Raw genomic sequence first — 12,191 nt, 5'->3', positions numbered from 1 at the left:
CAAAATTATTTACAAAACTAATATTTTTTATAAATATGGTTATCATATTTATTGAGGGTGCATAATGGTTGAGCTAAGATGTATATATGCTTTACAACAAAAGCATATATATGTCGACCAAAAATTTTATGTTGGTCTTATATGGCTGACATGAGGTTGGAGGGAAGATTCTATATGGTGGATTCAAATCTATCATATGGAATCAAGCAAAGACTTTACATAGTATCTATATGATATTATGTAAAGTCTAACAAATCATCATTATAGATAATAACTCACTGTAATCTATCTATAATGGTGTAAGGTAGATCATTATGTGCTCTCCAATATTTTTCATCTATGGAATTTAAATAAATCTAATTCTTCTCTTATTTTACCCTGATATAAGTCAGTTAATAATTTCCCTTCCAATGTAGCATATAGTATGCCATTGGAACCATATCCTAAACAAAAATAACAATTTGGGTATTTTTCATGTTCTCCAATAAAGGGGAGACCATCTCTAGTCTCTCCAAAAATACCACTAAATGAATATTCTACTCCTATATCTCTAATATTAGGAAACATCTCTCCTAATTTCTTCTGCAATACATTATATTTGTCCAATGAAATAGGATTTTCATGACTCAAGTTAGAAACCTTACTATTTATACCTCCCACATCTAAGTCTTCTCCACCAATTAATATTCTGTCATCACTTGTAGTTCTCAAATATGTATATGGAGAATTTGTATCACGAATTATACATCTTTTATACCAACCTGCAAAGTTTTTTATAGGTTTAGTAGCAATAGTAAATGACCTACTTAGAATTGCTGTTTTTTGTTGAATATAATTCTTACTTTCGAATCCTGCAGCTATTAATGCTTTTTTACAGCTTATATTAAACCCATTCTTTGTAGTCAATTGTACCCCATTCATACTGGGATTGATTTTAACAATTTCTGTGTTCTCAAAGACTTTAAGCCCATTTTTCTCTGCCTTACTGATAAGGGCATGAGCAAACCTATATGGATCTATCTCTCCTCCATTTCCATTTGTATATATACCTGCTTTTACAGGAAATGAAAATCTCTCTTCAGCTTTAGACTTATCTATAAATTCTACATCAAATCCATTGTTTTTTCTCAAATCATATTCTTTCCTTAGCAAAGATATATCTGATTCATTATTAGTGTAATAAAAACAGTCCCGCAGATTAAATCCACAATCATCATCTAAATCTTTAATTATATTTTGTATCTCATATACTGCATCAGCAGTAAGTTTGAAAGACTTTACAGCATTTTCCTCTCCTATGATCCCTTTTAAACCTACTAAATTATAATCTATTTCATATTGAAGGATTGAAGTAGAAGCACTTGTACTTTCATAGCCTATTATATTCTTATCTACTATAATTGTATCTATGCCAGCTTTGGTTAAATGGTATGCACATATAGCACCAGTTATACCTGCTCCTATAATCGCCACATCACATTCCAGATCATCGCTTAAATATGTATATTTTTTTGGTATTTCATTTATCTTTGTCCATATAGTTTCTCCACTTATCAATCTCAAACTAAATCAGCTCCCCATATAATTTTTAACCCTTTTATTATTAGTATTTCCATAAATATATATGCCTAATAGCTAATTATAGTGAAATCTATGTTATAATAATTTAAAAAAGGTGGGAATAAGTTTGAATAAACTAAAAATAAGAAATGTTTTAATGGAAGATTTAGACTATGTATCACATATAGAGGCAGAATGTTTTCCCGAAGCTGAAGCAGCCCCTAAATCAGCACTAAAAGAAAGATTGTCTGTTTACCCTGAAGGATTTTTTGTAGCTGAACTAGATGGTAAGATTATAGGATTTATTAATGGTGGTTTAACAAATCATAATCATATAGAAGATGTGTTTTTCGAAAACATGGATTTTCATATGCATGATGGTAAAAACATTTTAATCTTTGGCCTTGATGTACACCCCCAATATCAAAAGAATGGCTATGCTCAAGCATTGATGGAACATTTTATTGATTCAGCAAAAAAGAAAGGTATCAAAAACATATTACTTACATGTAAAGAACACTTAATCACATTTTATGAACAATTTGGATATATTAATGAAGGAGTATCTAAATCTGTCCATGGTGGAGCTAAATGGTACGATATGTATCTTAAAATAAATGAATAGCAAGTATAAAAAAGAGCTGTCTCACGGTAAAATTCATACCTGATACAGCTCTTTTTTTATATGTTTACTTTCTCAAATTAATAAACTTAATAAGTTTATAAAAATTAATATATATCTGTCCCCATCATAGATTATGCCTTTTCTCATTTCTTTATTACAATATGATATATGTTTTTATCAATCCTTCTTTCTTGTTAATATATTCTATTTTGTCTGTGTGTTTATTTAACCTCTTCTTTTATCTTCATAATGAATTTTTCTATATCATTATTACACATTAAAGGTATATATTTTTCTATAATCTCTATATCTAGATTCCACCATTCAAATTCTAATAGCATTTCTATTTGTTCCTCTGAAAATCTCTTCTTTATCTCTCTAGCAGGATTTCCAGCAACTACAGTGTAAGGTGCTACATCTTTGGTGACTACTGCCCTTGAGGCTATAACAGCACCATGTCCAATTTTAACACCTGGCATTATCATTGCCTCCGTTCCTATCCATACATCATTTCCAACTATTGTGTCTCCCTTTGTTTTAAATCCATCTATAGCATTTTTATTAAAATCTGGTGTATAGAAAAAAGGATATGTTGTAATCCAATCCATCCTATGTCCTTGATTTCCAGCCATTATAAATATAGCTCCTGAACCAATAGAACAAAATTTTCCTATCTTTAGCTTATCTACATCGTCTCTATCTGGTGCAAGATATCTAACACAATAGTCTTCAAAATGCTCTTTATGGTAATATCCTGAATAATATGTATAATCTCCTACCTCTATATTCTTATTAGTTATATGATCTTTTATTATATAGCTATGTTGCCAATCTTTAAAAATATTGCTAGTCATTTTTAAACCTCCATCTTTATAGATACATATTAATATACATTATAGTATTATTTTATAACGATTCCTAATAACTTTGCAAAATCTAAGGCCTGCATAGGAGAAACTATGGCCCCCTTTATATCTTCTTGCCTTATACCTAGACCTTCAATATTAGAATCACTCAAATCTATTTTAGATAAACTTGTACCAGACATCTGACTTAATCTTAAGTCACATTTCCTAAATATTATATTGCTAAAATTACTATTTTGAAAATCAGCATTTCTCAATATAGTATCTTCAAATATAACTTTCTTCATTTGAATAAATCTCATAAATGCAAATTCACCATTACATTGCTTCATATAAACATTCTGTAATGTCCCATTATTAAGGTTTAGGCCTGTAAGTCTACAATTTATAAATTCTGTCCTATGAATTATTGCACCATCAAAATTGATATTTGATAAATCACAATTTTCAAACCTAACATCTGTAATATCCAATAAATTTAATCTTGTATCTATAAAATCTACATTCTTAAAAATTACGCCTTTAAGACTAACCTTATCAGCTACTTCATTTTGAATTTTACAATCTGATACATACACATACTCAAAACTGTCCTCATCTTTAATTTTACTAATCTCTGCGCACCTATCTTCAATCCCCTTTATGAATTTTGGTTTCATTACTTTTATATCTTTTTTCTTGACACCCATTATAAACTCCCTTTCATCTTAATTGATATCCATATAAAATTCTTATCTCTATAATTATATAACACTTTTACTATATCCTATCCAATTAAACTTGAATATTAAAATTTTAATTCACATAAAGATTATTATGATAGGATTTTCATAATTTCAAAATCAGGAGGAATTTTATTGATAATTACTTTTATCTTATTTTGTATTGGAATTTTATTCATTATAAAAGGTGGAGATTTATTCATTGAATCGTCAGTTGAATTTGCTAGGACATATCATCTACCTGAAATATTTATAGGGGCTACAATAATAAGTATAGCCACAACGGCACCTGAAGCTATCGTATCTATTACTGCTGCCAGTAGAGGCCACGATTCTATAAGCATTGGTAATGCTATTGGTTCTATAATATGTAATACAGGTCTAATACTAGGTATATCCAATATAATAGTACCCAGTAAAATCAATCATAGACTTTTTAAAATAAAATCTATCGTATTTTTATTGTTTTTTTTAATTTTTGGCACTTTAGCATATGATGGTCTAATTAATATTATGGATGGATTTATTCTATTAATACTATTATTAATCTATATAATATTGGATACATTCACATTAAAAAATAAAAAAGAAAAAAACTCAAAATCTAAAAACAAGAATTTTGAATCCAACTCCACTATTAAAATCATATTGACCTTTATTATAGGGCTATCTGGTATAATAATAGGTTCAAATCTTCTTATCAATAATACTATAGTCTTGGCTAGATTTATTGGGGTGCCTGAGTCAGTAATAAGTCTCTCTTTGATATCTCTTGGGACTTCTCTGCCAGAGTTGACAACTGCTTTAACCGCTATAAAAAAGGGACATAGCTCATTATCAATAGGCAATATAATAGGAGCCAATATTTTAAACTTAACATTAGTTATTGGAGGCTCAGCATTGACAACTCCTCTCATAGTAGAAAAGCAAAATTTAATATTAGATATTCCCGTTTCTTTCTTTATGATGCTTGTTGTCATTGTACCTTGTTTACTAAAGAATAAAATCACTCGCATTCAAGGAATTATTCTATTGACTATATATATAGTATATATATCTATACTATATCAAATATATATATATATATAACATTAATAGTATCTAATAAATACTATAATACTAAACTCATTCATTATATCTGTCTTACTCAAGGAGGTATTATAGTGTTTGAAATACTTTTAATATCATTAGCTATTTGTATAGACTCATTTGCTCTAGGCATAACTTATGGAATTAAACAAATAAAGATTCCTAAAACAGCTATATTAATAATGAATTTAGTAATCATTGGTGTTTTAGGCATATCGATTTATTTGAGTCATATATTAAAGCTTTTTGTTTCTGAAAACATGGTCTCTATAATAAGTTGTATAGTCTTAATATTGCTGGGAACTGTTCTCATTATTGAAGGCTATATTAAATATAAACTGAAAAATAAAAAAAGTAATAAGTTAATTAAGTTTTATATCCCTAAGCTAGGACTTATAGTAGATATAGCCCTAGATATGACCAAGGGTGATTCAGATATATCTGGAGATATAAATCCAAAAGAAGCCTTAAATTTAGGTGTTATACTTTCAATAGATTCACTAGGTGCAGGATTTGGGCTTTCTTTAGGAAATATAAATCCTGTTTTTTTCCTTGTATTTGTGTTTTTTCTCAATATATTGTCCATATTATATGGCATATATCTAGGTAGTAAAGTAAAAAAATACGAAAATGATTTAAAGACCTCATTATTACCAGGTAGTATTTTAATCTTTGTTGGATTATTGAAATGCCTATAAATTAAAACATAAAAGACCTTAAGAAATAAAAGGTTTTCCTAAGGTCTTTTAAATTATATTTTGTTTTTTAGCTTACTCCCTTGGCCTCATCATCATGATATGTCTTAACTGATGGAATATCTCCTTCTTTGAACATGAACTTTCCTGTAAATCCATATATAATAGAAATTAAAGGTGTTAAATATGATAGAAATACATAGGGCATATATTCAACAGTAGCTACTCCTAATACTCCTGTAAAGTATACTCCACATAATCCCCAAGGTATAAGTGGTGAAGTTACTGTAGCCGAATCCTCACAAGTCCTTGAGCAAACTTGGGGCAAAAGCCTTTGTTTTTTATATGCTGGTACTAACATTCTTCCAGTAATAAGAATAGCCATATACTGACTCGCTGAAAAAATGTTTACAAATATACTGGCCAAAACGTGAGTCGTAACTAATCCTCCTGTATTATTTACAAGATGAGAAATTCTGTCTAATAACACCTGTAACATTTTGGTTTTTTCTAATATACCTCCTAAGCTCAATGCAATAAAACCCAAAGATATAGTCCACATCATACTTTGAAGTCCTCCACGGCTTAAAAGGGCATCTACTGCTTCTACGCCTGTGTTGGAAACAAAACCATCATTCATAAATGCAAACATTTCTCCCAATCCATATCCTTGAAAAATAATTGCAAAGGCTGCACCAACTAAAGAAGCAATTACCATAACAGCCAAACCTGAAACCTTTTTAACTGCTAATATAACAACTACAACAGCTGGTATTAAAGTAACAGGGTTGATCCAGTAATTTGCCTCTAATCCTTTTAAAATAATATCTATTTGACTTGTATCTATACTACCAGCACTAAATCTCATTCCCAATATTCCATAAATAACTAAAGAAATAATAAATGCTGGGCCTGTAGTATAGAACATACTTTTAATATGGTCAAATAGATTAGCCTCTGCTACCCCTGCAGCTAAATTTGTAGAATCTGAAAGCGGTGACATCTTGTCTCCAAAGATAGCGCCTGAAATAACAGCTCCTGCAGTCAATGCTGGAGGAATCCCCAGTCCTATGCCAATACCCATAAAAGCAACTCCAAAGGTTGCCCCTGTTGTATAGCTACTTCCTGTGGCAACTGAAGCTACTGAACATATAAATGCTACTGTAACTAAAAATATAGATGGTGATAGAATATTGAGTCCATAATAAATCAATGTGGGAATAGTCCCTGCAGGAATCCAAGTTGCAATTAGTACACCTACTAACATCAATATAAGCATAGGAATCATAGCAATATTACATCCATGCACTATCCCTGCCTGTACCTCATCCCAAGTAAATCCTGAAAGCATAGCAACTACCGTAGCTATAGCTGCAACTACTAACAAACTAATATGGGTAGCATAGTCTTGATGTAAAACAAATATCTGCATATACATAACTACACATAAAGATAAAATTACGAAAAGTGAACCCCCAAAGCTAGTCTTCTTCTCTTTTGTCATTTTTATAAACCCCCTTTGTTTTGTCGATTTCATCATAACAAGGGGGTATGTCATATAATGTTTTAAAGTATGTTTATAAATAAACAATCTTCTCACAATTAACTAATATATATTATAATAGCTTCAATACAGCATGTTTACCTTGGTTCATACTAATAATTTTCTAATTAATTGTTGTATTGATGTTTTATATTTAATCATATAATGGATTCTTAGTTAGTAGTTCACAGCTAATAGTTGACGGCAGATATAATTTTTATATATTAATCTTCCTATCTAATAGATATCCTGTCAATCCAAATAACACTAATGCTATACAAATATTTAATAAGAGGTATCCACTGGTGACATTAACAAACTGTGTATTTTCATATATATTGGAATCTATCACTTGCTCTGTAAAATCTCCTAAATAGCTCCCTAACTTAGATATCAACTTTGAAATAATGATAAAAAATACAAAAGACAATATTTTACCATATTTAATTGCAGAAAAAATACTTTTTGCCAATGTAATAGACAGATATATCATTAACATAAACGTAATATAACCTACTAAAATTAACACTAAAAACTTAAATCCCTCTTTCATGAATTCTGGAGGTATCTCAGATATTCTTTCTACTTCAGGAAATTTGTTTATAATAAATTTATAATCTATAAATAAGGTTAACCCTATAAACGATACAATCCCTATACATTCCAAAATAATTGTAATTATTTTGCCTCCTAAAACTTGATAGCCATTCAATGGAGTGGATAATAAAAAGTATCCTTCTTCTGTAAATAGACTTTTAGAAACTCTCCTTACATGGTCAATGGCTAATGCTATCCCAAAACCAATTATAAGAAAAATCAAGATTCCACCATATATACCCATTGTTTTAGTACTATTACCTTCATTCAATACATTCCTTATAATCTCTATATTTAATAATATACCAATGATTATTCCTGATAAAAAAAGTTTCCAACGACTTATCCAATCATATTTCAATATTTTAAGCATCTTTATATACCTCCCTATATAACTCATCAATAGATAAACCCTTCTCTATTCTAAAGTTTTCTGCATTTCCTGATAACACCGTTTTGCCTTTATCTATGAATATCACTTCATCTAAAATAGGCTCCAACTCATTAACTAAATGACTTGAAATTATAATACTATTCTCCTCTTTACATGCACCTAAAATTGCATCCATAATTTTCTCCCGCGATACGGGGTCAATTCCATTTAATGGCTCATCCAATATATATAATTTGGCATCTCTAGAAAGAGTCAAACTTAATTTTAACCTTCCAAGCATTCCTGTAGAAAGGTTTTTTGCTTTTTGATTCTGATCTAAACCCATAAACTCTATCAATTCTACAGCCTTATTTTTATCAAAATCCTTAAAGAAATCACCATAGTATTCAATACAATGCTTTACTTTCATCCACTTAGGTATATGGTTACTTGTTGGCATATAAGATACAATCTTCTTTGATTCCTTTCCTATCCTCTTCTCCATAATTTGAATTTCACCACTACTAGGCTGTATAAACCCTGCAACCATCTTCATAAATGTAGTTTTACCACTACCATTGGGACCCAATAGCCCATATATTTTACCCTCTTCTATTGTTATATCTAAACCTTTTAATGCCTTTTGGGTAATGTACTTTTTGGTAATATTTTCAGCTCTTAATATCTCCATTTTCTTCCTCCTCTATATACTCATTTAAGCATTTTATAATTTCTTCATTGGAATATCCCAATGACTTCATACCCTCTAGAAACTCTTTCAACAATTCAGACCCCATATGAACTCTGATTTCATAAATCTTTTTTTCTTCTTCTGTAATAAAAGACCCCTTACCTCTTTGTGTAAAGGTAATACCTTCTCTTTCTAATTCTTGATATACCCGTTGTATTGTGTTTACATTTACCTTGAGTTGACTCGCCATATTCCTTACAGATGGAAGCTTTTCCCCTCTTTTTAATGTTCCCAATACAATGTCTTCTTTTATTTTCTTAATTATTTGTAAGTATATAGGTATCCTCGTATCAAATTCCATTGACTCACCTCAATTGTAGTAGTGTTATATTTATATAGTACACTATATCAGTATTGGTGTCAATGTATCTATCAAACAATTTTATAGGTAAAATATCAAAGAGAAGACAATATATGTAATATATCATCTTCCCTTTAATTATCCCCTATCCCACCTCAACTCAATTAACAAACTGATACATGGTAGTTACTTTTACAATCTATTTGTACCCTTGTAACAATACTGAGCATAAATTATAATGTGTGGAATCGAACCACTAGCATGCTCCATGCTACCCTCTATTGTCCAACTTTTACCCCGTTGGCGGGTTTGTACCCACTTTTGTTAATATAAGTCTACCAACTCAATATATTGGTTTTTATTTTAATTCTGTAGTCCAATTCTTTGACTGTATCTTAGTATCTAGCTCCCTAAAGACCTTAGATAATCTATCTACCTCTTTTTGTATTTTTCCAATATCTACAGTGCTAAAAAACTTTACCTCTGAGCGACTATATCTATCCTGCTTTACAACAGCAGATTTAATTAGCTGACTTAGTATTTGTCTTTTATCCCATATTTTATCCCGCTCTGCCAATATATCTGCCAATGAATATTTATCATCAAAATTTGTTAAACTATTTGTCCTATTTATTCTTTGAATAAGTACTGTTAATTCATTCATAATAGTATCTAATTCTTTCAAGAGTTGCTGTGGATTTTCAGGAGGTTCTTCTCCTTCCTGTACCTTGGAACTATTCTGTAATCTAACATTCAACTGTGCAATTCTCTTCTTATAATCTGCTCGTAAGATTAATGCCTCTGCCAATTTCATAAATCTCATCTCCTTCCTGTTAAACACCTATACATGATAACATATTATTTAGACCTTTATATTACAATATATTTACAATCTGGTAACTATTTCATTTTATGACTAAAAAACAGTTAGTAGTTCGTATCGTGTAGTCCGTAGTACAATGATGAAATCCATAGGATTTCCACCATAAACTACTAACTACTAGCTACGAACTACTAACTGTTTCTAAACCATATTAACTTAATTATTATTTAATAGATTCTGCGATCTTTATCAGTTCACTCTTCTCAACTTCTCCTCTACCTAATAACATATATATTACATTATTGGCTTCCCATTCAACAGTACTGGCATCAAGTATTGCATCTACGCCATTTATTTTTATCAATTCTGTCTCTCCATAGGATCCTCTTGTATATGCTGTCTCTTCATCTGCAAACCTTTGTTGCATATACATATATCCTCCTGTTTCTTCATTAGTAAAATATAAACTAATATACTTGCTATTTTCTACAACACCATTTTCATCCTTGAAAAATTCTGCTTTATCGAATCTATATCCTTCCGGTAAATAAGTAGGCAATATTACATCAAAACAAGTATATTTATTTAATTCATCTACTTCTAACTCATCTGCTTCTGTAATCACTAATGCTGAATCATCTTGTTCTGATTTAGTTACTATTTCATTATTTCCAAAACTTTCAATCTCTTCACCATCGGCAGTATAATATTTCCCTTTATATTCACGTGAAAATATTTTTACTTCATTTCCATCTTCATCAAAAATTTTACCCTTTAATTCCTCTGGAACTGGTACAGATTCAGGAGACTCTGTTTGTGGCTCCACTATAACATTTACATGTCCCAAAGATAATTTGTTTATCACTCTTCCTACAAAATCTTGGGCAAAGGATGTACTCATAATAGAAATACTCATAATACATATTACTGCTGCTGCCACAGCTTTTCTTCCTATTCTATTTGGTTTTTTCATAATATTTTCCTCCTCATATTTATCCTTATTTTCCAATACCTTATTCAACACATGATCTTTATTACCTTTGCCACTGAAGTCTTTATCTGCTAAATTTTTACTCAATTTTATCAGCTCGTCATATTCAGATGATATAGAATTATGATTTCCTTCTACACCATTTAAATAGTCATCTATTTCAATAGAAAATCTCTCTTCTATACTTTCTCTTTTCATGTTACCCCTCCCTTTCCATCTCCTTTTTTAACTTCTTCATCGAACGGTAAAGTATCACTCCAACATTACTTTCACTAATATCCAACAACTCTGCTATCTCTCTATTCTTTAAATTAGCACCAAATTTAAATGCTATAATATTTCTTTCTCTTTCATTTAAAATATCCAAAAGTTTTAAAAGTCTATCATTGGTTTCTGCAGTTAGTATCTTCTCTTCTGGAGTTTTCTCCTTTGATATCAATTCCTTTATTTTATCCATAGAAAATATCTTTCTCTTTTTAAATTTCCTAAAATAATCTCGTATAACATTTCTAGCTATGGCAAATAGCCATACTTCAAAGGGAGATTCCCCTTTACAATATGTGTCTATCTTAGACATTACCTTTTCAAAAACACTACTGGTTAAATCTTCTGCAGTGTAGTGATTGTTCACACGATAGTATATATAATTATAAACCCTTTTATAATAGGTTTGAAAAATATAAGTGAATTCTTGTTCCCTAGATATTTCATCTGTATCTTTTTCACTTAAGCCCTTTGTTAAGACAAATTCCTGCATCCTTTTGAATCCCCCTTCTCAAAAGCTTTCTGCTCAGCGCCAAGTTGCTTTCACATGTTAATACGCAATAATTATGATTTCATTACATATTTTTTAAAATATTTTTCTACTTCTATATTAATCATAACAAAAAAAGAACCCTTAATCTTTGGGTTCTCAGTAAGATAACATAATCGTGAACTTACCACCGAGACAAGCAACGGTGGCTTCTTTGTAAGAAGTTTGGTATTTAACTTTTGACCTTAGCAGGCAACCCTTATTCTTAACGGGCGAGAACACTTGCCCTTATCCCTCATAGTCTCAACTAACTTGGGAATACATTTTTCTTCTTTTCTTAATATGTTTAGACTACCATTCACGTCCGAATTTACCAATCCAAAACTTGACTTAAATAGTCCTCTTACTACTCTACGAGATTTATCATATGTCTTTTTAGTTATCGGCTCTAAGTCAAAGGCACTGCAACCACTTGTATAGCTTTCTTCCTTGAATTTAATC

At 30.3% G+C, this 12,191-nt stretch carries 13 protein-coding genes and 1 pseudogene; 3 read left to right on the top strand and 11 right to left on the bottom strand.

The window, feature by feature from the left end:
- Positions 1–333: 333 nt before the first annotated feature.
- Entirely contained in the window at positions 334–1,563 is a 1,230-nt protein-coding gene (locus Q326_RS0110495; protein WP_026895358.1) for an NAD(P)/FAD-dependent oxidoreductase, read from the bottom strand.
- 124 nt (positions 1,564–1,687) lie between these two features.
- On the opposite strand from Q326_RS0110495, the gene Q326_RS0110490 reads away from it, so the two are divergent.
- Positions 1,688–2,185: a GNAT family N-acetyltransferase gene (locus Q326_RS0110490; RefSeq protein ID WP_026895357.1), complete on the top strand. Its 498-nt coding sequence runs from the start codon at positions 1,688–1,690 to the stop codon at positions 2,183–2,185.
- A gap of 221 nt (positions 2,186–2,406) precedes the next feature.
- Here the strand turns inward: Q326_RS0110490 and Q326_RS0110485 are convergent, their stop codons facing one another.
- Positions 2,407–3,039 (bottom strand): CatB-related O-acetyltransferase, encoded by a 633-nt coding sequence (locus Q326_RS0110485; RefSeq protein WP_051531379.1) that lies wholly within the window; start codon positions 3,037–3,039, stop codon positions 2,407–2,409.
- Between the two features lie 47 nt (positions 3,040–3,086).
- Positions 3,087–3,740 carry a pentapeptide repeat-containing protein gene (locus tag Q326_RS0110480; RefSeq protein WP_026895355.1) on the bottom strand — a complete coding sequence of 218 codons (654 nt, stop codon included), beginning with the start codon at positions 3,738–3,740 and terminating at the stop codon, positions 3,087–3,089.
- A gap of 168 nt (positions 3,741–3,908) precedes the next feature.
- On the opposite strand from Q326_RS0110480, the gene Q326_RS0110475 reads away from it, so the two are divergent.
- Positions 3,909–4,862, top strand: a complete 954-nt coding sequence (locus Q326_RS0110475) for a calcium/sodium antiporter (RefSeq protein WP_026895354.1) — start codon at positions 3,909–3,911, stop codon at positions 4,860–4,862.
- A 74-nt stretch (positions 4,863–4,936) separates the two neighbouring features.
- The gene (locus tag Q326_RS0110470) at positions 4,937–5,560 is read left to right on the top strand and encodes a manganese efflux pump (RefSeq protein WP_026895353.1); all 624 of its coding nucleotides are present in this window, start codon (positions 4,937–4,939) and stop codon (positions 5,558–5,560) included.
- Positions 5,561–5,627: 67 nt separating this feature from the next.
- Here Q326_RS0110470 and nhaC read toward each other — a convergent pair whose 3' ends face one another.
- The 8 genes and pseudogenes from nhaC to Q326_RS18680 form a co-directional block, all read right to left on the bottom strand.
- Positions 5,628–7,061: a Na+/H+ antiporter NhaC gene (gene nhaC, locus Q326_RS0110465; protein WP_034601900.1), complete on the bottom strand. Its 1,434-nt coding sequence runs from the start codon at positions 7,059–7,061 to the stop codon at positions 5,628–5,630.
- A gap of 256 nt (positions 7,062–7,317) precedes the next feature.
- A complete protein-coding gene (locus Q326_RS0110460; protein WP_026895351.1) occupies positions 7,318–8,070 on the bottom strand; it encodes a hypothetical protein in 753 nt (250 codons plus the stop codon).
- Positions 8,063–8,761, bottom strand: a complete 699-nt coding sequence (locus tag Q326_RS0110455; protein ID WP_026895350.1) for an ABC transporter ATP-binding protein — start codon at positions 8,759–8,761, stop codon at positions 8,063–8,065. The genes Q326_RS0110460 and Q326_RS0110455 overlap by 8 nt, the downstream gene beginning before the upstream one ends.
- Positions 8,742–9,122 (bottom strand): GntR family transcriptional regulator, encoded by a 381-nt coding sequence (locus Q326_RS0110450; protein WP_026895349.1) that lies wholly within the window; start codon positions 9,120–9,122, stop codon positions 8,742–8,744. Before Q326_RS0110450 ends, Q326_RS0110455 begins: the two co-directional genes overlap by 20 nt.
- A 358-nt stretch (positions 9,123–9,480) precedes the next feature.
- Complete coding sequence (locus Q326_RS0110445; protein WP_026895348.1) at positions 9,481–9,936, bottom strand: DIP1984 family protein; 456 nt, start codon at positions 9,934–9,936, stop codon at positions 9,481–9,483.
- Positions 9,937–10,168: 232 nt separating this feature from the next.
- A complete protein-coding gene (locus Q326_RS0110440; RefSeq protein WP_026895347.1) occupies positions 10,169–11,134 on the bottom strand; it encodes a DUF4367 domain-containing protein in 966 nt (321 codons plus the stop codon).
- A 1-nt stretch (position 11,135) separates the two neighbouring features.
- On the bottom strand, positions 11,136–11,693 hold the full coding sequence (locus Q326_RS0110435; RefSeq protein WP_026895346.1) for a sigma-70 family RNA polymerase sigma factor: 558 nt from the start codon (positions 11,691–11,693) through the stop codon (positions 11,136–11,138).
- Positions 11,694–11,935: 242 nt separating this feature from the next.
- Positions 11,936–12,191 (bottom strand): annotated as a pseudogene (locus Q326_RS18680) (hypothetical protein); the annotation flags it as partial.

Source organism: Clostridiisalibacter paucivorans DSM 22131 (assembly GCF_000620125.1).
Lineage (GTDB): Bacteria > Bacillota > Clostridia > Tissierellales > Clostridiisalibacteraceae > Clostridiisalibacter > Clostridiisalibacter paucivorans.
Note: the sequence above shows the minus strand (reverse complement) of the source record. Positions and strands in the feature narration are given on the sequence as shown.